21 protein-coding genes are annotated in these 21184 nt (G+C 74.3%); 13 read left to right on the forward strand and 8 right to left on the reverse strand.

The window, feature by feature from the left end; all coding sequences use genetic code 11:
- Positions 1-10: 10 nt before the first annotated feature.
- Positions 11-1717 (reverse strand): HNH endonuclease signature motif containing protein, encoded by a 1707-nt coding sequence (locus tag BLV05_RS20600; RefSeq protein WP_083421350.1) that lies wholly within the window; start codon positions 1715-1717, stop codon positions 11-13.
- A 316-nt stretch (positions 1718-2033) separates the two neighbouring features.
- On the opposite strand from BLV05_RS20600, the gene BLV05_RS20605 reads away from it, so the two are divergent.
- The 6 genes from BLV05_RS20605 to BLV05_RS20630 all read left to right on the forward strand — a co-directional run bounded on the left by BLV05_RS20605 (position 2034) and on the right by BLV05_RS20630 (position 7831).
- Positions 2034-3944, forward strand: coding sequence for an alpha/beta fold hydrolase (locus tag BLV05_RS20605; protein WP_046768496.1), 1911 nt, complete (start codon positions 2034-2036; stop codon positions 3942-3944).
- Positions 3945-4006: 62 nt separating this feature from the next.
- The gene (locus BLV05_RS20610) at positions 4007-4636 is read left to right on the forward strand and encodes a DUF3558 domain-containing protein (protein ID WP_046768495.1); all 630 of its coding nucleotides are present in this window, start codon (positions 4007-4009) and stop codon (positions 4634-4636) included.
- 108 nt (positions 4637-4744) lie between these two features.
- A complete protein-coding gene (locus BLV05_RS20615) occupies positions 4745-5152 on the forward strand; it encodes a PPOX class F420-dependent oxidoreductase (protein WP_046768580.1) in 408 nt (135 codons plus the stop codon).
- A 29-nt stretch (positions 5153-5181) separates the two neighbouring features.
- On the forward strand, positions 5182-6423 hold the full coding sequence (locus BLV05_RS20620) for a sensor histidine kinase (RefSeq protein WP_083421351.1): 1242 nt from the start codon (positions 5182-5184) through the stop codon (positions 6421-6423).
- A complete protein-coding gene (locus tag BLV05_RS20625) occupies positions 6420-7088 on the forward strand; it encodes a response regulator transcription factor (RefSeq protein ID WP_046768494.1) in 669 nt (222 codons plus the stop codon). Before BLV05_RS20620 ends, BLV05_RS20625 begins: the two co-directional genes overlap by 4 nt.
- Positions 7085-7831 (forward strand): hypothetical protein, encoded by a 747-nt coding sequence (locus tag BLV05_RS20630; protein ID WP_046768493.1) that lies wholly within the window; start codon positions 7085-7087, stop codon positions 7829-7831. The genes BLV05_RS20625 and BLV05_RS20630 overlap by 4 nt, the downstream gene beginning before the upstream one ends.
- Here the strand turns inward: BLV05_RS20630 and BLV05_RS20635 are convergent.
- On the reverse strand, positions 7828-9240 hold the full coding sequence (locus tag BLV05_RS20635) for a GH1 family beta-glucosidase (protein ID WP_046768492.1): 1413 nt from the start codon (positions 9238-9240) through the stop codon (positions 7828-7830). The genes BLV05_RS20630 and BLV05_RS20635 overlap by 4 nt on opposite strands.
- Positions 9241-9301: 61 nt before the next feature.
- Here BLV05_RS20635 and BLV05_RS20640 point away from each other — a divergent pair, with 61 nt between their 5' ends.
- Both BLV05_RS20640 and BLV05_RS20645 read left to right on the forward strand, forming a co-directional pair.
- The gene (locus tag BLV05_RS20640) at positions 9302-10429 is read left to right on the forward strand and encodes a sensor histidine kinase (protein WP_046768491.1); all 1128 of its coding nucleotides are present in this window, start codon (positions 9302-9304) and stop codon (positions 10427-10429) included.
- Positions 10426-11091: a response regulator gene (locus BLV05_RS20645; RefSeq protein WP_046768490.1), complete on the forward strand. Its 666-nt coding sequence runs from the start codon at positions 10426-10428 to the stop codon at positions 11089-11091. The genes BLV05_RS20640 and BLV05_RS20645 overlap by 4 nt, the downstream gene beginning before the upstream one ends.
- Here the strand turns inward: BLV05_RS20645 and BLV05_RS20650 are convergent.
- Entirely contained in the window at positions 11052-12197 is a 1146-nt protein-coding gene (locus tag BLV05_RS20650) for a hypothetical protein (protein ID WP_046768489.1), read from the reverse strand. The two genes, BLV05_RS20645 and BLV05_RS20650, sit on opposite strands and share 40 nt — an antisense overlap.
- Positions 12197-12979 (reverse strand): hypothetical protein, encoded by a 783-nt coding sequence (locus BLV05_RS20655; protein WP_046768488.1) that lies wholly within the window; start codon positions 12977-12979, stop codon positions 12197-12199. The genes BLV05_RS20650 and BLV05_RS20655 overlap by 1 nt, the downstream gene beginning before the upstream one ends.
- Before the next feature lie 157 nt (positions 12980-13136).
- Between BLV05_RS20655 and BLV05_RS20660 the strand changes: the two genes are divergently transcribed.
- Positions 13137-15260 carry an MMPL family transporter gene (locus tag BLV05_RS20660; RefSeq protein ID WP_052762390.1) on the forward strand — a complete coding sequence of 708 codons (2124 nt, stop codon included), beginning with the start codon at positions 13137-13139 and terminating at the stop codon, positions 15258-15260.
- Positions 15257-15694, forward strand: a complete 438-nt coding sequence (locus tag BLV05_RS20665) for a VOC family protein (protein WP_046768487.1) — start codon at positions 15257-15259, stop codon at positions 15692-15694. Before BLV05_RS20660 ends, BLV05_RS20665 begins: the two co-directional genes overlap by 4 nt.
- On the opposite strand, the gene BLV05_RS20670 is transcribed toward BLV05_RS20665, so the two are convergent.
- On the reverse strand, positions 15676-16047 hold the full coding sequence (locus tag BLV05_RS20670) for a DUF2171 domain-containing protein (protein WP_046768486.1): 372 nt from the start codon (positions 16045-16047) through the stop codon (positions 15676-15678). The two genes, BLV05_RS20665 and BLV05_RS20670, sit on opposite strands and share 19 nt — an antisense overlap.
- A 29-nt stretch (positions 16048-16076) precedes the next feature.
- Positions 16077-16580, reverse strand: a complete 504-nt coding sequence (locus BLV05_RS20675) for a DUF1203 domain-containing protein (protein ID WP_046768485.1) — start codon at positions 16578-16580, stop codon at positions 16077-16079.
- 77 nt (positions 16581-16657) lie between these two features.
- Here BLV05_RS20675 and BLV05_RS20680 point away from each other — a divergent pair, with 77 nt between their 5' ends.
- The gene (locus BLV05_RS20680) at positions 16658-17224 is read left to right on the forward strand and encodes a GNAT family N-acetyltransferase (protein ID WP_046768577.1); all 567 of its coding nucleotides are present in this window, start codon (positions 16658-16660) and stop codon (positions 17222-17224) included.
- Positions 17225-17400: 176 nt separating this feature from the next.
- Here BLV05_RS20680 and BLV05_RS20685 read toward each other — a convergent pair whose 3' ends face one another.
- Positions 17401-18075, reverse strand: a complete 675-nt coding sequence (locus BLV05_RS20685; RefSeq protein ID WP_046768576.1) for a response regulator — start codon at positions 18073-18075, stop codon at positions 17401-17403.
- Complete coding sequence (locus tag BLV05_RS20690; RefSeq protein WP_046768484.1) at positions 18072-19340, reverse strand: sensor histidine kinase; 1269 nt, start codon at positions 19338-19340, stop codon at positions 18072-18074. The genes BLV05_RS20685 and BLV05_RS20690 overlap by 4 nt, the downstream gene beginning before the upstream one ends.
- Positions 19341-19472: 132 nt before the next feature.
- On the opposite strand from BLV05_RS20690, the gene BLV05_RS20695 reads away from it, so the two are divergent.
- Both BLV05_RS20695 and BLV05_RS20700 read left to right on the forward strand, forming a co-directional pair.
- The gene (locus BLV05_RS20695; protein ID WP_046768483.1) at positions 19473-20393 is read left to right on the forward strand and encodes an ABC transporter ATP-binding protein; all 921 of its coding nucleotides are present in this window, start codon (positions 19473-19475) and stop codon (positions 20391-20393) included.
- Positions 20393-21181, forward strand: coding sequence for an ABC-2 transporter permease (locus BLV05_RS20700; RefSeq protein ID WP_046768482.1), 789 nt, complete (start codon positions 20393-20395; stop codon positions 21179-21181). Before BLV05_RS20695 ends, BLV05_RS20700 begins: the two co-directional genes overlap by 1 nt.
- The last annotated feature ends 3 nt before the right edge of the window (positions 21182-21184 follow it).

Genomic DNA, 21184 nt, shown 5'->3' on the forward strand with positions numbered 1-21184 from the left:
CGGGGGAACCTCACACCGCCTCCAGGTGAGTGTCGCCGGTCGGCTGGTGTTCAGGTGACCGGGTGCGGATGGGTCCGATGGCTTCGGGTTCGACCGGGTAATGGTGGCCGGCGGGGGTGGTCCACCAGGTGGTGCCGTGTGGGTCGGTGGTGATGGTGAAGGCGTGCCAGGTTTTCGCCCGGTGGTGGCCGGTGTGCAGTGCCCAGGTGTTGTCGGGGGCGGTGGTGCCGCCGCGGGCGTAGGGGGTCTGGTGGTCGATCTCGGCTTCGGTGGCGGTGCGGTGGCAGGTGGGGAACCGGCAGGTCCGGTCGCGGGCGATGACGTGTGCGGCCAGCGCGGCCGGTGGGGTGTAGGTGGTGTGCCCGTACTCGAGTAGGCGGCCGTCGGCGGGGTCGGTGAGCAGCCGGCGCAGGGTGGCGTCGGCGGTGATGCGGCGGGCGGTGGCGGCGGTGATGGGTCCGTATCCGTCGAGCTCGCCGGGCACGCCGTCGTCGCCGAGCAGCGCGGTGATCGGCACGGTGACCTGCACCGTGGCGGCGCGTCCTCGGCGGCGCCCGAGAACCACCGGCCCGCCAGAACGAGCTGGCCGGGCGGCGTGATCCGGCCCGGCGGTGTCGCCGTGCCCGGCTGGGTCGGCCGGTCCGTTGGCCTCGGCCGGGCTGCCCGGTCGTGCGAGGTGGTCCGGCGCGGCGGTGTCGTCCTGCTCGGCGGTGTTGGTGGGTCTGTCGTGGGCGGCGGGTCTGCTTGCGTGAGGGTGCTGGATCGGCACGGTGGGGTGGGCGTGGCCTGGCGGGCCGGTGGGGGTGGATCCGTTGAGGCCGTCCGGTTGGCGGTCGGGGCCGTGTGCGTCGGGGTCGGGCGGGCGAGCGGGCGCGGTGGGTGTGGTGGCGTGGGCGGTGGTGCTGGTGCAGGTGGGGTTGCAGCAGCCGAGGTGGCCGGTGTCCAGTGCGGTCCAGGCCAGGCCGGTGAGCAGGTCGAAGCGGAGTTGGTCGAGGGTGCGTTGGTCGCCGGTGGTGCGGGTGTGGCGGGCGGCGGCGTCGGTGGCGATCCACAGCGCGGTGAGGTCTTCGGCCGGTCCGCAGAGGGTGAGGGTGGCCATGCCGTCGTCGCCGCCGGGCTCGGGCCGGGACACGTAGCGGCGGTCGGCGGCTCGGGTGCGGCGGGTTTCCGCGGCGGCGGGGTCGGCGGCGATGACCTCGCGGCGCAGCCGCTGGTCCAGCGCCCAGCGGGTGCGGGTGGCGGCGTCGGGGAGCACGGTGGTCTCGACCCGCCGCCGCAGTGCGGGGTCGGTGAGGCAGCGGGTGCGCTCGGCGATCAGCCGTGCCTTGTCCGCGTCGATCAGGCCTGTCGCGAGGGCGGTGAAGGTGTCGGGGAGGTCCTCGAGCAGTTCGACGGCGAGCGCGACCCGCCCGGTCGCACGGCCCGGCGTCCACCGCAATGCCAGCGACACCTCGTCGCCGGCGGCCTCGACCGCCCGGTGGGTGTGCCCGCCGGACAACTCGTCAGGGGCGCCGCAGCGCTGGTAGGGCGGCCGGGTGGCCAGCTCGGCGAACACCCGCAACAGTGCGGCCTCGTCGTGGGCGAGCTGACGTTGCCGCGCCAGCGCCACCACGATCAGCTCGTGCGGGGACAGCCGGGTGAGGTCGACCCGGGCGAGCAGGGCCGCCAGCTCGGCACCCGGCGGTGCGGTGGCCAGCAAGTCGATCGGATCGGACATCACCCATCACCTTCTCGTCCACGATGCGACGCTCCCGTGTGAAGAGCGCAGGCCACCCCGTGGGCCCGGTCGGGCTGGGATGGACGACCGCAGGCACACTGACCGGCCTGCGACCGTGGACGAGGTGAGAGCACCTGGCGTGATGCCCTGCTTCAACGCCCGGGAACCCACTGCTACCGCTCCCGGTGACGGCTCGAACAACTGAAGATGATCTTATCGAACAGGTGTCCGGCCCGCAACTCGGTGCCGGGGGCGAGGAAGGGCGCGACAGCCGCTGGATAGATTGTCGCCCGACAACGGCGCGGGCGGAGGGGCGATGGTGCGACGGACGGCGACGGCGCTCGTGGCGGCCGCGCTGCTCCTCGGCCCGGTTCCGGCCGCCGCCGGGGCGGCCGGCTATGAAGCGGCCCCCACAACGAGCGGCGCCGAGGTCCGGCCGAGCGACTGCTTGGTCGCCGTCCCGACCGGGGGCGAGTGCGGCGTCCTGACCGTCCCGGAGTACCGCGCCGACCCGGGCAGCCGGACCGTCGAGCTGCCCTACGTCCACGTCCGCTCCGACAATCCGACCGAGCCGCCGCTGGTGTTCATGAACGGCGGCCCGGGCTCGGGCTCGCTGCAGCTGGCCGGCTACTTCTCCTACGGTCTCGGGCTGCGCGAGACCCGCGACGTCGTCGTGCTGGAGCAGCGCGGCGGCGCCCGCAGCACGCCGTCGCTGCAGTGCCCGGGCGCGGCCGCCGCCATGGCCGACGCGTTCACCACGGCCGAGGACCCGTACGAGGAGTTCGAGCCGGCCGCGATCGCGATGCGCGACTGCCTGGACGACTTCGAGGCCGAGGGCGGCGACCCACGCGGCTACACGGTCGCCGAATCGGCCCTGGACCTGCGCGATCTGCGCGAGGCGCTGGGCTACGACAGCTGGTCGGTGTACGGGCTGTCGTGGTCGACGCAGGTCATGGCCGAGGCCGCGCGCATCGACCCGGCCGGCGTCGACGCCGTCGTGCTCGACTCGTTCAGCGCGCCCGACCGCGACTTCGCGGCGACGGCGTACGAAGGCCTCGAGCTGTCGCTGGACCGGCTCGGTGAGCGGTCCGGCGGCGACTTCCCGGACCCGTACGCCGACCTGCTGGCCGCCGCGGACCTGCTCGACGCCGACCCGGTCGCCGTCGACGGGCACAACCCGGTCACCGGCCGGGCGCGCACCTTCGAGCTCACCGGCGACGACCTCGTGACGTTCGTGCACGCCGGCCTCTACGACGTCGAGCTGCTGCCCGTCATCCCGTACCTGCTGGACCGCCTCGCCGACGGGAACACGGGCGCCCTGAGCACGCTGGTCGACATCGGCGTCGAGGAGCTGACCAGCCACACGCTCGGCCAGTACTGGGTCATGCAGTGCCAGGACGAGGTCCCCTTCCGCCGCGCCGGCGCCGGCCGCGCGTCGCCGCTGATCGAGTGGCTGGTCGCCGACGAGGTGGTCTGCGCCGAGCTGGGGCTGACGTCCCCGCCGCTGCCGCCGGCGCCGGTCGCGTTCACGCAGCCGGCGCTGGTCCTGGCCGGCGGCGAGGACCCGGTGACGCCCGCGGCGGTCGCGGACGAGGCGTCGGCCGGGCTGCCGGACCGGCAGTTCCTCGAGTTCGCCGGCGTCGGCCACGCCGTGCTGCTGAACAGCCGGTGCGGACGCGAGAGCATCGCCGCCTGGCTGGCCGACCCGGGCACCGACGTCACGGAGCTGTGCGACCGCGCGACGCCCGCGTACGGCGTCGTCGGCGCGGGCGACCTGCACCCGACGACGAGGGTGGCGCAGGCCGCGCTCGCGGTCGACGACGGCGACTGGGCCGCGGCCGCGCTCCCGGCGGCGTTCGCCGTGCTCTGCCTGGGCTGGCTGATCGGCTGGCTGGCCCCGGTCGTCGCCGGCCGCCGGCGGGACGGCGCGGGCGGCGTGGTGGCCGTCCTGACCGCGGGCATCGCGCCAGTGGCCGGGACGGTGTTCCTGCTGGCCGCCGGTGGGCTGATCTGGGTCGCCGCGGGCGCGCTGCCGACCCAGCTGGTGGTCGGCGTGCCGCCGGCGGTGCCGTGGCTGGGCCTGCTGCTGGTCGCCGGCGCGGCGGGGATCGTGCTCACCGCGCGCCGGACGACGTCCACCCGCGGCCGCGTCGCGCTGGCCGGGGCGGGCCTGCTCTGGCTGGCGTTCGCCGCCTGGTTCGTCATCATGGTCGTTCTGCCCAGCTGACCGGCCGCGACCCGGTAGGCTGGCGGCCGCCGGGCGCACACCTGTACCAGAGGAAACCATCGATGAATCGCGTCGCCCGAGGCGTCACCGCCGTCGCTGCCGTGTTGCTGCTGGCCTCCTGCTCGTCCGACGACACGCCCGCGGCGGGCGAAACGGACGAGACGGGTGCAACGGACGAGGCCGCCGCCACGTCCGTCCTCGAAGACCTGACCGCCGACGAGTTCTGCACCATGCTCTCCGCCGAGACGATCGAGCCGGCCCTGGGCGTCGTCGTCGAGGGCAGCGAGGGGATCGAGCGCGGCCGGGCGCCGGTCATGCGCGTCCCGTACTTCCTGTCGCGCACGTGCGATTACGACACCGACACACTCCCCGGCATCGGGACCGACCTGGCCACCGAGTGGGACGAGGACGACTCGGACGCCGACGTCCTGGACCGCGCGTTCACCGACATCGTGGCCGAGGCCGTCGGTGCCTACGAGGAGGTCCCCGACCTCGGTGTGGCGGCGGGCTACGGCGAGAATCCGATGCTCGCCCAGGCCGAGGTCGCGACCGGGGTGCTCGCGGTGGTGCTCCGCAGCGCCGGCGACGAGCGGCTGCTGCTGACGGTGTCGACGACCGGGCGGGCGACGCTGGACCAGCTCCGCCCGCTGGCCGAGGAACTGGTCGCGAACCTCGAGCCCGTCCTGGGCTGACTCCGCCTCCACCCACGGTCGGACCCGGAACCCGCTCGCGGGGCGATGTGCCGCCCCGCGAGCCGTCCGTAGCGTCGCTGACCACCGGAACCCACCGTGGAGGCGACCATGACCGACATCCAGAGCGTCCAGACCGTCCCCAGCTTCGACGTCCTGGCCGGCGCCGACTGCGTCCTGCTCACCACGTTCCGTCGTGACGGCACGGCCGTCGCGACGCCGCTCGCGCACGTTGTCGAGGACGGCGTCGTCTACGTGAGCACCATGGCGGACAGCGGCAAGGTGAAGCGGCTGCGCCGCGACGCGACCGTGACGATCGCGAACTGCACGCTGCGCGGCAAGCCCACTGGGCCGACCTACCACGGCGTCGCGACGGTGCTGTCCGGCGAGGAGGGCGAGCGCGCGATTAGGCGCACCGAGGTGAAGCACTGGGTGAACCGCCCGATCCACTTCTACCAGCGCCGGCTGCGCCGCCGGGTCGTCGTCGGCCTGGCGATCCGCCCGGCACCCCTGTCCTGACCGGCCGGAACGGTGGCACCATGGTGGACATGACGCCGGATCCGGCCTGCCGGCTGGAGGAGGACCTGCGGCGCGCCGACGTGCGGCTGCCGCGGCTGTCGCCGGTGTTCGACGTCGTCATCCCGGCCGCGGTGCTGGCCGTGCTGGTGGCCGCCGCCGCGGCGGGCGCGTTGGCCGGCGAGGTCCGCCCCCTCGGCCTCGCGCTGCTCGCGGTCGCCGCGGTGCCGTGGGTGCACTGGCTGCGGCGCGGCGACGAGGGCCCGTCGTGGTGGTTCGGGGTCGCGGCGCTGACGCCGATCGCCGTGCTGTCCGCCGGGTGGTGGTTCGCGACGCCGCTCGGCCTGGGCGCCGGCGCGGCGCACGTCCTCCTGGCGCTGCCGGTGCTGCTGCTGGTCGCGATGGTGCTCGCGTTCGCACCGGCCGCGATGGCGGGCGGGCTCGCGGCGGGCGCGTACCTCGCGTACGGCGGCCCGCTGGTGGTCGCCTGGCTGTCCGGGCAGCCCGGCGCGACGACGTCCGCGGTGCTGCTCTGGCACGCCGTGGCGGCGCTGGCCGCCGTCGCCGGGTACGCCGTGCGGCTCACGGTCCAGCTGTCCGCCCGGGTGGCGGAGGCGCAGGTGGCGCGCGACCGCCAGCGCCGCGCCGACGAGCGCCGGGCCGTCGCCCGCGACGTCCACGACGTCGTCGCCCACACGCTGTCGGTCACGATGCTGCACGTCACCGCCGCCCGCATGGCGGTACGCCGCGGCTCGTCCGGCGCCGCCGAGGAGGCGCTGCAGGAGGCCGAGCGGCACGGCCGGGCCAGCCTCGCCGACGTGCGCCGGGTGGTCCGCGTGCTGCGCACCGACGGCGCCGCGCCGCAGCCCACGCTGGCCGACGTCGAGACGCTGGCGCACAGCTACCGCGCCGCCGGCCTGCCGGTCGACCTCTCGACGTCGCTGGACGGCGCCGGCCCGCCGGCCGCTGAGCTGGCCGTCTACCGCGTCCTGCAGGAGGCGCTGGCCAACGCCGCCCGGCACGGCCGCGGCCCGGCGACGGTGGACCTGCGGGTGGCCGACGGCGGCATCGCGCTCACAGTCGCGAACCCGGCCGCGAACCCGGCCGTTGCCCCGCCGCCGGGCCCGGCGCCCGGGCACGGGCTGCGCGGCATGGCCGAGCGGATGGCCGCGGCCGGCGGGACGGTGTCGGCCGGCGCCGACGGCGACCGCTGGGTGGTCCGCGCCGTGGTCCCGGCCGTGGTCGCGTCCGTCGTCCCGGCGGACCGGGCGTGATCCGCGTCCTGCTGGTCGACGACCAGCCGCTGGTCCGCGCCGGGCTGCGTCGCATCCTGGAGCCGCAGGACGGCGTCGTCGTGGCCGGCGAGTGCGACGACGGCGACCAGGTGCCGGCCGCGGTCGCCGGCCACCGGCCGGACGTCGTCGTCATGGACGTCCGCATGCGCCGCGTCGACGGCGCCGAGGCGACCCGGCGGCTGCGCGAGCAGGCCGACGCGCCGCCCGTCCTGGTCCTCACCACGTTCGACGACGACGACACCGTCGCGGCCGCGCTCGGCGCCGGCGCGGCCGGGTTCATCCTCAAGGACGCACCGGGCGAGGACATCGTGCGCGCCACGGCCGCCGTCGCCGCCGGGGACTCGTGGCTGGACCCGCAGATCACCGGTTCGGTCCTGGCCGCCTACCGGCGCACCGCCCGGCGGCGGGCCGCCGGCGACGCCGCGGCCGGGCAGCTCACCGCCCGCGAACGCGACGTCCTGCGCCACGTCGCCCGCGGCGCCACCAACACCGAGGTGGCCGCCGCCCTCTTCGTCGGCGAGGCGACCGTGAAGACGCATCTCGGGCACATCCTCGCCAAGCTCGGCCTGCGCGACCGCGCGGCCGCGATCGTTTTCGCGTACGACCACGGCCTGGCGGGCGACGGCTCTATCGTCGAGCCGTGACGCATCAGCCCTGGCCGGTCCGGCCCCGGACGTCCTGGGTCGTGACGGCGGTGCTGCTCGCGGTGTCCGGGGCCGGCGGCCTCGCACTGGGGGTGGCGACGCTCCAGACGGACGGGGCCGGCCTGCTGCTGGTCGGGAGCCCGTTGCTGATCGTCGTCGCCGCGCTGGTCTACCTGTCGCGGGCGCGCCGGCCGGGCACTGCCGGTCAGGCCGTGCGCGAGGTGGCCGAGCTGGGGGAGCGCGGGCTCGTGTTCGCGTACTCGCGCGCCCTCGGCTGGGCCTATGTCGTGGCGGGCGCCTACTGCCTGCTGTTCTTCGGACTGATCGCCGCCGGTGGGCTGGCGGCCGGCGTCGGGGGCGGCGGCGACGTCGTGCTGGTCGCCGCCGCCCTGCTGGTGGTCGGGTACCTGTCGTGGTGTGCCGTCGACCTGGTCCGCGGGCGGCTCGGGCCGGGACTGGTCGCGCTGACCCCGAGCGGCACCTACCACCGCTCGTGGGCCCTGCACTCGTACCTGCCGTGGGACGACGTCGTCGACGTCGTTCCTGGCGACGCGCGCGGACCGCTCGTGCAGGTGATCGCGGCGGCGAACACGACCGGGTGGGTGCGCCGGACGTCGTCGACGTGGCGGCAGGCGGAGCTGGCCTACGCGCCGCACCTGGTCGTCCAGGGGCGATTCCTGGCCGCGGATCCGGCGCTGCTGTACCGGGCGGTGTGCGACTACCGCGACCAGCGCGTGGACTAGCCGGGCAGGCCGTTGCGGGCGATGACCTCGCGGTACCAGTGGGCGGAGTCCTTCCAGGTCCGCTCCAGCGTGTCGTAGTCGACCCGGATGAGGCCGAACCGGCGGTCGTAGCCGAGCGACCACTCGAAGTTGTCCAGCAGCGACCACGCGAAGTAGCCGCGCAGGTCGGCGCCCTGGTCGATCGCCTGGCCGGCGGCCTCCAGGTGCCGGGCGATGTAGTCGACGCGCAGCGGGTCGTGGACGGCGCCGTCGGAGGAGACGGTGTCGGCGAACGCGGCGCCGTTCTCGGTGATCATCATCGGCACGCCGGGGTGCTCGCGGTGCATCCGCAGCAGCAACTCGGTGAGGCCGCTGGGGTCGATGTTCCAGCCCATCGCGGTGTACGGGCCCTCGGGGCGGACGAACTCGACGTCGTCGGCGCCGACCCAGGGGGAGCCGAGCGCGTCGGCGTGGCCGTCGTCCTCGGAGCGGGGGCTGACGCCGTCCCAGCGGCGGACCAGGCCGGTCGAGTAGTAGTTGACGCCGAGCACGTCGATCGGCTGGTGGGCGGTCGCCTCGTCGCCGTCACGCACGAACGACCAGTCGGTGACGTGGGCGGTGTCGGCCAGCAGGTCGTCGGGGTAGGCGCCGGTCAGCATGGGGCCGGTGAACGCGCGGTTGGCCAGCGCGTCGACCCGGCGGGCGGCGTCGCGGTCCTGCTCAGAGGACGGGTCGACCGGCCTGATGACGTGCAGGTTCAGCGTCACCGAGGCGCGGGCCGCCGGCAGCACCGAGCGGACCGCCTGGATGCCCAGGCCGTGCGCGAGATTGAGGTGGTGGACGGCGGCCAGCGCGGCGGCCGGCTCGGCGCGGCCCGGGGCGTGCGCGCCGGACGCGTAGCCGAGGTAGGCGCTGCACCACGGCTCGTTCAAGGTGGTCCAGGTCTCGACGCGGTCGCCCAGCTCGTGGGCCATGATCTCGGCGTAGTCGGCGAACCGGTGCGCGGTGTCGCGGGTGGCCCAGCCGCCGGCGTCCTCGAGGTCTTGCGGCAGGTCCCAGTGGTACAGCGTCAGCACCGGCTTGACGCCGCGCTCGAGCAGGCCGTCGACCAGCCGCGAGTAGAAGTCGAGGCCCTCGCGGTTCGCCGGGCCCCGGCCGCCGGGCTGCACCCGCGGCCAGGCCGTCGAGAACCGGTACGCGCCCAGGCCGAGGTCGGCGATGTGGCCGAGGTCCTCCTGCCAGCGGTGATAGTGGTCGTCGGCGACGTCGCCGGTGTCGCCGTTCAGCGTCTTGCCGGGCGTGTGCGAGAACGTGTCCCAGATGGACGGACCGCGGCCGCCCTCCTTGGCCGCGCCCTCGATCTGGTACGAGGCCGTCGCCGACCCCCAGAGGAAGCCGTCGGGGAAACGGCGGCCGGTGCCGGTGCTCATGTGGCGACTCCTCGCGACGACGTGACGTTGAACAGCCCCGACCTTATCTAAGCTGCCCTCCATGAGCGGCGACCGGCAACCGTGGCGGTACGGCACCCGTGCGGACGTGCTGCTGGCGGCGGGGACCGGGCTGTTCGTGGTGCTCACGACGGTCGTCGGCACGGGCGACCCGGTGGCGCTGCGATCGGTGCCAGTGACCGGCTGGCTGCTCATGCTGGTGGCGTCGGGCGCGCTGGCGTTCCGGCGCCGGTACCCGGTGGTGGTCGCCGTCGTCACGCTGGTCGCGTCGATGGTCTACTACCCGGCGATCAACCCCGACGGCGCGCTGCTGGTCACGCTGATCATCGCCCTGTACACGCTGGCGGCGGCCGGGCGGACGGTGGCGGCGGGGGTGATCGGTGGGCTGGCCATCGTCGGCTCCGCGTTCGGCGAGTACGGCACCGACGCCTCACCGCTCGGCGACGCCGGGATGTTCCTGCTGGTCAGCTGGCTGGTCGCGGCCGTCGCCATCGGGGCGTTCATGCACAGCACGCGGCGCGAGCGCGAGGAGGCGCTGCGCCGCCGGGCGACGGAGGAGCGGCTGCGCATCGCCCGCGAGCTGCACGACGTCCTCGGGCACAACATCTCGCTGATCAACGTCCAGGCCGGCGCCGCGCTGCACGCCCTGTCGCGCGACGGCGCCGACGGTCCGGCCGCGGAGGCGCTGACCGCGATCAAGGAGACCAGCCGCGAGGCGCTGCGCGAGCTGCGCGGCACCCTCGGCGTGCTCCGGCAGGTCGACGAGGAGGCTCCGACGGCGCCCGCGCCGGGCCTGCGCCGGCTGCCGGAGCTGGCCGAGCGCAGCCGGGCCGCCGGGCTGGCCGTCGACGTCAGCACCGACGGCGACGCGCCCGACCTGACCTCGGCGGTCGATCTCGCGGCCTACCGGATCGTCCAGGAGGCGCTCACCAACGTCGCCCGGCACGCCGGTGCGGGCCGCGTGGCCGTCCGGATCGGCTACGGGCGCGATGATGTGACGGTGGACGTGAGCGACGACGGACGGGGCGCCGGCGCCCGGGTCGATGGCGGCAGCGGCATCGCCGGCATGCGGTCGCGGGCCGAGGCGCTGGGCGGCACGCTCGAGGCGGCCGACCGGCCCGAGGGCGGCTTCCGGGTGACCGCGCGGCTGCCGTACGGGGCCGGCGCATGACGACGGTGCTGCTGGCCGACGACCAGCGGCTGGTCCGGGCCGGGTTCCGGTCCATCCTCGACGGCGAGCCGGACCTCGACGTCGTGGGCGAGGCGGCCGACGGCGCCGAGGCGCTCACACTGGTCCGCGACCTGCGCCCCGAGGTCGTGCTGATGGACGTGCGGATGCCCGAGCTGGACGGGCTGGAGGCGACCCGGCAGATCGTCGCCGACCCCGCGCTGGCAGGCGTTCGTGTCGTCATCCTCACCACGTTCGACCTCGACGACTACGTCTACGGCGCGCTGCGCGCCGGGGCCAGCGGCTTCCTCGTCAAGGACACCGAGCCGATGGAGCTGATCCACGCCGTCCGCGTCGTGGCCCGCGGCGACGCGCTGATCGCGCCGTCCATCACCCGGCGGCTGATCTCCGAGATCGCCGGCCGGGCCGCCAAACCGGTCCCGAACTCCCGGCTCAACGCGCTGACCGAGCGGGAGCGCGAGGTGCTCGGCCTGGTCGCGGCCGGGATGTCCAACGACGAGATCGCCGAACGGCTGGTGCTCAGCCCGGCGACGGCGAAGACGCACGTCAGCCGCATCCTCACCAAGCTCGACGCCCGCGACCGCGCCCAGCTGGTCGTGCTCGCCTACGAGGCGGGCGTGGTGACGCCGGGCTGGCTGGGCTGACGGCGCTGTCGTAGCCGCGCCGCCAGGGCGTGCACGGCGGCGAACCCGGCGGCGACGGCGGGAGCGGCGAACAGGGTGTGCGCGAGCCCGTCCGGCGGCAGCAGCAGGCCGAGCACGCCCGGCAGCCCCGGCTGGTCGGCGGCCCCGATGCTCGCGTCGACGACCCCCTCGTGCGCCACCACCGCGAACGTGAACGCGTACCAGACCGTCAGCAGCGTCGTCGCCGGCCGCGGGCGCACCGGCTGGGTGTGCACCTGGAAGTACGCCAGCGCGAACACCAGCAGGAACACCTGGATCGCGTAGATCCGCAGCAGCAGCGCCCGGCCCTCGTCGAACAGCACGTCGCCCGGCTGCGTCGGCGTCACCCCGACCGGAAAGGTCAGCGCGTCGGCGCAGCGATCGCCGGGTGGGGCACCGGAGCACCACACCCGCGCGATCGGCTCGAACCCGGCGGCCAGCACGTCCCCGGCGACGAGCATGGCGGGGTACGCGACGGCCGCTGCCAGGACGGCCAGGCCGATGCGCCGGCCGAGCGTCGGCGCCGGGCCGCGCAGCAGGGTGAGGAAGGTCCCGGCCGTGACCCGCACCGTGCCGTCGGGGTCGCGCGGCCAGGGCCGGTCGGTATGCGCGCCGAGGACGACCAGCGTGCCGGCCAGCGCGACCAGCATGACGTGGCCGGAGGCCTGCTGGGCGTCGAGGAGGATCCGCTCCAGCCGTTCGCCCCGGCCGACGGCGTCGGTCGTCAGCCCGCCCGCGTTGACCAGCAGCAGCGCCGTGAGGTTCGTCAGCGGCGCCAGCACCGGCAGCGCCAGCGCGAGCACGACCGGCCGGGTCCAGTCGTCCGCGATCGCCGTCGCCAGCCGCCAGCACGCGGCGAGCAGCAGCGCCACGAAGAGCGCCGCCCAGAGCAGCTCGGTCAGGTACGCGGGCCAGCCGGACCGCTCGGTGTACAGCAGGGTCGGCGAGACGGTCAGGAAGCGGAGCCGGTCGCCGAACAGCTCCGGCCGGCCGAGCCGGTCGGCCCAGTCGATCTGCACCGGCAGCGCGGCGACGACCAGCATCGTGACCAGGCCGGCCAGTGCGGCACGGAGCGGGTGGCCGCGCATCAGCCCGGCGCCGTCACGCGGAACGGCGCACCGTCGTCGTTCAGCAGGTCGGTGTGCAGGTGCTCGCCGTCCCACCAGGTGATCTCGGCCTGCCACTCGGTGTCGTACGTCATCGACCGGCCGATGAGCGTGAACGAGTAGATGTCCTGCGCGTCGATGGTGCGGGGCAGCGTGATCTGCTCGCCCTCGTCGTCGGCCAGCTGCCGGGCACCCGCCTGCTGGTCGCTCTGCTGCAGGTAGTCGATCGGGACGGCGGTGCCGACCGGCAGGGTGTCGAGGTCGACGACGACGAAGTCGGGCTCGTCCTGGGGGTTGTCCTCGCCGCCGCAGCCCTGCGCCTCGGACTGCTCGCCGGTGACCGGGTCGGTGCGGCTCAGCACCGTGATCGTCAGGTCGCGCAGCTCGACGGGCGTCTCGCCGCCGCGGATGCTGACGCGGGCCTTGACCGTCTCGCGGTGCATGATGCGGCCATCGCGCTCCCACCGGGTGAGCTGCCGCACGTCGACGTTGGCGATGATGTCGTCGACCAGCGCGGTGCTCTCCCGCGGCACCGTCCACACCGAGGTGCAGCCGTTGTTGTCCTGCTCGACCAGCAGACCGAGGTCCGGACCCTGCGACCCCGTCCAGATCGCGGCCACCAGCGGCGTCACGACACCCGCCGCAGCCAGCACGAGCGCGTAGAGGGCAAGCCGGTTGCTCAGGCTCATCGTGCGGTGCCAGTGCCGGAACCGGGTGACCGGCCCGGGACGCGGCGGGGGCGGGGGAGCGTCGGGGGTGCTCACGGGGCAGCCATCCTAAATCAACTCCAGGCGTACGTGATCGCCCCTAGGACGCAACTCCTGGTGTAGGCGGGGTGTCCGCTCCAGCCGGACGCGCTGGGCGGTGCCGTCAGCCGATCCTCGTCATGCTCCGCGAGGACCGACGAGGAAGGACGAGATCATGAGGCTGGAACGGCTGGCCGCCTGGTCGCAACGGCATCACTGGCTGGCCATCGGGCTGTGGGTGGCCGTGCTGGCCGGCGTGACGGCGCTGTCACAGGGCGTCGGCGACGACTACCACGACGACCACGGGCTGCCGGGCACCGAGTCGCAGCAGCTGTCCGACACGCTGGAGGACGCCGCGCCCGCGCAGGCCGGCGACTCCGTCCAGGTCGTGCTGCACGACGACGGCGGCGTCGAGGCGCGTCAGGCCGACGTCGACGCGATGCTGGGCGACCTGAGCATGCTGCCGCACGTCGTGCACGTGTCCAGCCCGTTCGAGTCGCCGGGCGCGATCTCCGGCGACGGGACGATCGCGTACGCGACGGTGACGCTGGACGGCACCGCCGCGGACGTGCCGGCCGAGGCCGTCAGGGACATCATCGAGACCGCTCAGGAAGCCGAGGGCGACGGGCTCCAGGTCGAGCTGGGCGGCGACGCCGTCCGCGGCGCCGAGGAGGCCGCCGGCGGGGCCGCCGAGGGCGCCGGCATGCTGGCCGCGCTGGTGATCCTCGTGTTCATGTTCGGCTCGTTCCTGGCCGCGACGCTGCCGCTGATCACCGCGGTGTTCGCGGTGGGCTCGACGCTGGGCGTCATCGTGCTGCTGTCCAACGTCGTGACGATCGCGACGTACACGGCGCCGCTGATGATGCTGGTCGGCATCGGGGTCGGCATCGACTACGCGCTGCTGGTGTTCGCCCGGTACCGCTCGGAGCTGCTGGGCGGTCTGGACCGCCAGGCCGCGGCCCGGGTGGCGCTGGACACCGCCGGCCGCTCGGTGATCTTCGCCGGCTGCACCGTGATCATCGCGCTGCTCGGCCTGTTCGCGCTGGGCCTGGGGTCGCTGCAGGGCGTGGCGCTGGCCGTCGCGCTGACCGTGCTGGTCACCATGCTCGCGTCGCTGACGCTGCTGCCGTCGCTGCTGACCGTGTTCGGCCGGCGGATCGAGAAGCGCATCCTCGCGCACGCGCAGCGGTCGAAGCGGCAGCCCGGCGCCCGGTGGCGGCAGCTGGCCGACGCGGTCCGCCGGCGCCCGCTGCATGCCTTGGTGGGGGCGGTGGCCGTCCTGCTCGCGCTGTCCGCGCCGGCGCTCGGCATGCGGCTCGGGTTCGCCGACGCCGGCAACGAGGCGACGTCGTCGACCAGCCGGCAGGCCTACGACCTGCTCGCCGACGGGTTCGGACCGGGGTTCAACGGGCCGCTGATCGTGCTCGCCGAGGGCGCGCCGGACGGCGGCGCCGCGCTGGCGTCCGCCCTGGAGTCGGCCGACGGTGTGGCGGGTGTGGTGCCGCCGCAGCCGCTGCCGGACACCGACCTCGCCATGGTCGTCACGTTTCCCGACTCCGCGCCGCAGGACGCCGCGACCGCCGAGCTCGTCCACCGGCTGCGCGACGACGTGCTGCCGCCGCTGGCGTCGTCGACAGGTGCGAGGTACCTGGTCGGCGGCTCGACGGCCGCCGCGGAGGACTTCTCCGCCGCCGTCAGCGACCGGCTGCCGCTGTTCGTCGCCGTCGTCGTCGGGCTGTCCGCGCTGCTGCTGATGGTGGTGTTCCGGTCGGTCTGGGTGCCGCTGAAGGCGGCGCTGCTGAACCTGCTGAGCATCGGCGCGTCGCTCGGCGTCGTGGCGCTGGTGTTCGGCGAGGGACTGTTCGGCGTGCCGGCCGGGCCGGTCGAGGCGTTCGTCCCGGTGATGATCTTCGCGATCGTGTTCGGCCTGTCGATGGACTACGAGGTGTTCCTGGTGTCGCGGATGCACGAGGAGTGGCGCCGGTCCGGCAACGCCGTCCGCGCCGTCCGCGAGGGCCTGGCCACGACCGGCGGGGTGATCACGGCGGCCGCGGCGATCATGGTCGTGGTGTTCGGGGCGTTCCTGCTCAGCCCGGACCGGATGCTGCAGCAGTTCGGCCTCGGCCTCGCGGTCGCGGTGTTCCTCGACGCCGTCGTCATCCGCTGCCTGATCGTCCCGGCGGTGATGAGCCTCCTGGGGGAGCGGGCGTGGTGGCTGCCGCGTTGGTTGGACCGGGTCCTGCCGCGCATCGCGCTGGAACGGGAGGATCGCGGCGATCGCGCTAACGTCGGGCCATGACGCACGACCCCGTGATCTCGGTGATGCTGGCGGTGCCCGACGCGGGTGCGGCCGCCCGCTGGTACGCGACGGCGCTCGGCGCCGTCGAGCTGTGGAACCTCGGCAGCGTGGTCGGCCTCAGCGTCGGCGGCGCGCCGTTCTTCCTCGGCGAGCCGGAGAACAACGGCTGGGACACGCCGGCGACGGCCGGCACGCGCACCGTCCGGGTCGAGGTCTTCGTCGACGACCCGGACGGGTTCGTGCGGCGGGCTGTCGCGGCCGGCGCTTCCGGCGACCTGGACCCCGTCCGCGACCACCAGATGCCGTGGGGCGTGCACCGCCAGGGTGGCTTCGTCGACCCGTTCGGGCACCTCTGGCTGGTGGGGGACCGGTCGCCGCTCACCGCCCGTGGCGTTCCCGCGGAGGATGGCCCCCGTCAGCCGGAGACGAGCTGATCGGCGGGGACGGACAGCCGGACCATCTCGCCGTCGACCCGGTGGACCTCGTCCGCCGCGGCGTAGAGATCCTTGGCGAGGGTCCGGTCCACCCGCAGGTAGCCGACGCGGCGGAACCTGGCGACCTCCTGCTCCGGCAGGTCCGGGCCGCCCCAGACCGCTCGCGCGGCGGTGCCGAGGAGGTCGTCGCCGCTCGGGCCGGGCTCCTGGCCCGCCGTCGTGACCGCCTCGGAATCGCCCATCCTGACCTCCGCGACGGTGCCGAGCTCCTCACCGAGGGCGTCGACCACCGTCATACCTTCGCGCACGCCACTGAGCCGGTTGGCTCCGTCGTCCCAGCTGGTGTCGGTCATGCCGGGCACGTACCCGCCCGGCCGCGGTGCTAACCGGCCGGGCGGCGGACCTCGGCGTGGAAGCAGCCGAACTCGACCGCGCGGACGTGGACGACCTCGACGCCCGGGTCGGCGAACAGGTCGTCCAGCGCGGCCGCGGCGACCTCCTCGCCGTGGCCCGGCGCGGACGAGACCAGCCGGCCGCCGACGATGTGGCCGCGCTTGTCGTAGCCGCGGAACACCCGGCGCGACGACGCGACCTCGGCCGGGAAGCCGTCGTGGCGGGGTCCGGCGCACTGGTGCGCGTGCAGGAACACCGGGCCGGTCTCGTCGTAGGCGCCCGGGTCGGCGCCGTGCTCCTCGGCCCACCGGCGCAGCGGCGCGTACGTCACCAGCACCAGCGTGTCGCCGGGCACACTGCGGGTCAGGCAGCAGCGCAGCGGCGCGCCGCCCTCGTCGTCGACGAACGGTTCGCGGGTCAGCCCGGCGTCGTCCCGCTCGCGCAACAGGGCAGCGACGTCGGCGGGGATCGGGCGATAGTCGTACCTGGTCATGGGTCCAGCATCGTCGTACGCCCGGTCCGGTGCTGGCGGGAATCGGACGCGGCATCGGGCCCGCCTACGATGGCTCGGTGCCCGAACTCGAGCTCCCGCTGACCACCGGCCGCCTGACCCTGCGCCGCCACGTCGAGACCGACCTCGACGAGCTGCACCGCCTGCACTCCCACCCCGACGTCGCCCGGTACATGTACTGGGGGCCGTGGTCGCGGGGCGTCTCGATCGAGCGGCTGGGCAAGCGCATGCAGCAGACCGTGCCCGTCACCGACGGCCAGGCGCTCGACCTCGCGGTCCTGCGCACCGACGGCGGCGCCTACGTCGGCGAGGTGCACCTGCACGTCGTCAGCGAGCAGCACCAGTGCGCCGAGCTCGGCTTCGCGTTCCACCCCGAGCACCACGGCCACGGCTACGCCCGCGAGGCGGCGACGGCGATGCTGGGTCTCGCGTTCGACACCCTCGGCTTCCGCCGCGTCATCGGCCGCTGCGCCGCCGCCAACGCCGCGTCGGCCGGCCTGATGGAGCGGCTCGGCCTGCGCCGCGAGGCGCACCTGATCGAGAGCGAGCTGGTCAAGGGCGAGTGGGCCAGCGAGTACGACTACGCCATGCTGGCGCGCGAATGGGCCGCCCTCACCACCAAGTGAGTGCGGATCGGTGCGGAGCGTGGGAACGGGCCGCCGCGATGGCGAACTTGGTGCGCACGGCGTTGCACGCACCTGGTGATGCGTAGAGCCGCTCGACCTCTCGGCCGCCGTCACGCGGTGGCGGGCGGTTTGGTGGGCCTATGGCGCCAGTAGACCGCCACCGTCGTGCCCGCCCGCTAGACTCGGCCCGCGTCGTGCACGAGCAGCGCGATCTGCACGCGGTTGTTCAGGCCGAGCTTCGTCAGCACCCGCGACACGTGCGCCTTCACCGTCGCGACGCTCATGAACAGCTCGCCGCTGATCTCAGCGTTCGACTTGCCGTGCGCGATCGCGACCGCCACCTCCAGCTCGCGCTCGGACAGCCCGGCCAGCTGCGTCTCGGCCCGCTGCGCCCGGCCGCCGCCGTCGCCGTCGGACACGTGCGCGATCAGCTGCCGGGTGACCGACGGCGACAGGATCGGCTCGCCGGACGCCGCGCGCCGGACCGCCGTGACGATGTCGGCCGGCGGCGTGTCCTTCAGCAGGAACCCGGTCGCGCCGGCCCGCAGCGCGCGCAGCACGTGGTCGTCGGTGTCGAACGTGGTGAGAATGACGATCTCCGGCGGGTCGGTGCGCCGGCGCAGCGCCTCGGTGGCGGCCAGCCCGTCGACCTGCGGCATCCGGATGTCCATCAGCACGACGTCGGGCCGGGCCGACTCGACCATCGCGGGCACGTCGGCGCCGTCGGCCGCCTCGCCGACGATCTCGAGGTCGGACACGCCGGCCAGCATCATCGACAACCCGGCGCGCACGAGCGCGTCGTCGTCGACGATGAGGATCCTGGTGACCGTCGGCTCCGGCACAGACGTCATGCCGGCCACGGTAGCCAGGCATGCACCCGGAAGTCGCCGTCACGGGTGATTCCGTGCTCCAGCGAGCCTCCTGCGAGCTCGACCCGTTCGGCCAGCCCGATCAGCCCGGTGCCGGTGCCGGGGATGTCCAGCGACGTGCCCGGCTCGCCCGCCCCGACGGGCATACGGTTGCGCACCTCGACCGCCAGTCCGCCGCCGGGACCGCCGGTCAGCGTGACGTAGACGCCGGTGCCGGGGGCGTGCTTGCGCACGTTGGTGAGCGCCTCCTGCACGACGCGGTAGGCGCAGCGCGCCACGACGGGCGGTGGCTCGGCGCCGTCGCCGGCCAGCTCGTCCACGACGGTGACCCGCATGCCGGCCTGCCGCGACTCGTCGACCAGCGGCGGCAGCTGCGCCAGCGTGGGCTGCGGCCGGTCGGGGTCGTCGTCGGACGACGGCGCCCGCAGCACGCCGATGATCTCGCGCAGGTCCTGCAGCGCCTGGTGCGCGCTGGCCCGGATGACACCGGCCGCGTTGACGACGTCCTCGCGCGGCGCGTCGGGCCGGTACTCCAGCGCGCCTGCGTGCACGCTGAGCAGCGAGATGCGGTGGGCGAGGACGTCGTGCATCTCACGGGCGATGCGCTCGCGCTCGAGGTGCCGGGCCCGCTCGACCCGCAGCGCCGCCTCGTTCTCGGCCTGGTAGGCCCGCTCGCGCAGCGACAGCACCAGCTGGCGGCGCGAGCGCACCAGCATGCCCCACAGGGTGACGGCGGCCACGAGCGACCCGGTCAGCAGGATGGTCCAGCGGAAGGCCAGGACGGGGTCGGGGTAGACGCCGTAGAAGAGCAGTCCGGTGACGACATTGACGGCCGCGACGGCGACGGCGACGGCCCACCGGCGGTGCACGGCGACGGTGAACATGAGGATGACCGCGGCGCCGGCAGCCGACGACACCCCGATGCAGAGCAGCGCGACCACCACCGCGAGCTGCACCGGCCACCGTCGCCGCCACCACAGGCTCAGGCAAGCCAGCGCACCGACGCAGAGGTCGAGCAGCTGGACCAACTCGGGTGGGTCGTTCTGCATCGCGCTGTCGTAGGTCGTCAGGCCGATGAGGATCGCGATGACGAAACAGAGCGTGTCGACGATCCAGTCGCGCACCGACCGGCGCACCCGGCCGCGGCGGGCCGGGTCAGCGGTGTCGGGGTCGACCCGCAGCACGCCCGGAAGCAGCGACGGCAGCTCAGGGCTGCTGGCCGCCGGGCCGGGCGCATGGGTCGTCATGAGACACCACGCTACGAGCCCATCGGCCCGTACGGGTAGCGACGAAGGTCGATCGCGCCCTAGACCTTGGTTCGACGGCGGCAGCCTTCGGGCCGAAGCGGCCGGCCGGGTGGCCCGGCCAGAGTGGATGCCATGATCACTGTCGAGCACCTGACGAAGCGGTACGGCGCCTTCACCGCCGTGAGCGACGTCTCGTTCACCTGCGTCCCCGGCACCGTCACCGGCTTCCTCGGCCCGAACGGCGCCGGGAAGTCCACCACCATGCGCATGATCAGCGCGCTGACGCCGCCGACGTCCGGCACCACCACGGTCAACGGCGTTGCGTTCCGCGACCTCCCCAACCCGGGCCGGCACATCGGCGTCCTGCTCGACGCGTCCGCCCAGCACGCCGGCCGCTCCGGCCGCGAGATCCTGTCGCTGTCGGCCCAGCTGCTCGGCGTCGGCCAGAAGCGGGTCGACGCCATGCTCGAGCTGGTCGGCCTGGCCGGCGCGCCCGAGAAGCGCCGCGTCGGCAACTACTCGCTCGGCATGCGCCAGCGGCTCGGCCTCGCACACGCGCTGCTCGGCGACCCGAGCGTGCTCATGCTCGACGAGCCGGCCAACGGCCTCGATCCCGAGGGCATCTTCTGGATGCGCGGCGTCCTGCGCGACTTCGCCGACCGCGGCGGCACCGTCATGCTCTCGTCCCACCTGCTGCGCGAGGTCGAGGCCGTCGCCGACCACCTGGTCGTCATCGGCAACGGCAAGATCGTCGCCGACGGCTCCAAGGAGGACCTGCTGCACGCCGGCGGCCTCTACGTCCGCGGGCTCGACCCCGCCACGCTGGAGAAGGCGCTCACCGAAGCCGGCCTGTCCGTCCAGCCGACCCGCGACGGCGGCTTCAGCGTCGCCTCCGACGCCGAGACCATCGGGCGCACCGCGCTCGCCGCCGGCGTCGTGCTGCTGGAGCTGCGCGCCGCCGACTCCGGTGGCCTGGAGGAGATGTTCCTCCGCCTCACCTCGAACCACGACACGTTTGGCTCGAACCCCGACTCGTCGAAGGATGCCGCCTGATGTCCGCCCTCGCCACCCCGGCCGCCGGCACGCACCGGCCGGTCCGCACCTCACGTCCGTCGCTCGCCCGGCTCACCTCCGTCGAGCTGCGCAAGGCCACCGACACCCGGGCCGGCTTCTGGCTGCTCGCGATCATCGCGCTGGCCGCGCTCGGCATGGTCTTGGTGCAGATGTTCACCGGCGACGCCGAGGACCGCACGTTCTCCGAGTTCGTCGGCGGCGCGCAGCTACCGGTCGGCCTCCTGCTGCCGGTCGTCGGCATCCTGGCGGTCACCGGCGAGTGGTCGCAGCGCACCACGCTGAGCACGTTCGCGCTGGAGCCGCGGCGCGAGCGGGTCATCGCGGCCAAGCTCTCCGCCGCCGTCCTGATGGCCGCCGGCGTCGTCGTCGCGAGCCTCGCCTGGGCCGCGCTGGCCAACGTCGTCGCCCCGCTGGTCACCGACGCGGACGGCAGCTGGAGCTTCAGCGCCGAGGGTTTCGGCCGCATCCTGCTGTTCCAGACGGTCAACGTGCTGATCGGCACCGCGTTCGGTCTGGCGCTGCTGAGCACGCCGCTGGCCATCGTGCTGTACTTCATCCTCCCCACCCTGTGGACCATCCTCGGCAGTACCATCTCCGCACTCGAGACCCCGGCCGAGTGGCTGGACCTCCAGAGCACCACGACCCCGCTGATCGACGGTGACCTCACCGGTGAGGCGTGGGGGCAGCTGGGCACGTCGCTGGTGCTCTGGCTGCTGGTGCCGCTGGCCTTCGGCCTCTGGCGGGTCACGCGGTCGGAGATCAAGTAAGCG

The sequence above is a fragment of the Jiangella alkaliphila genome, assembly GCF_900105925.1.
In the GTDB taxonomy this organism is placed as follows: Bacteria; Actinomycetota; Actinomycetes; order Jiangellales; family Jiangellaceae; genus Jiangella; species Jiangella alkaliphila.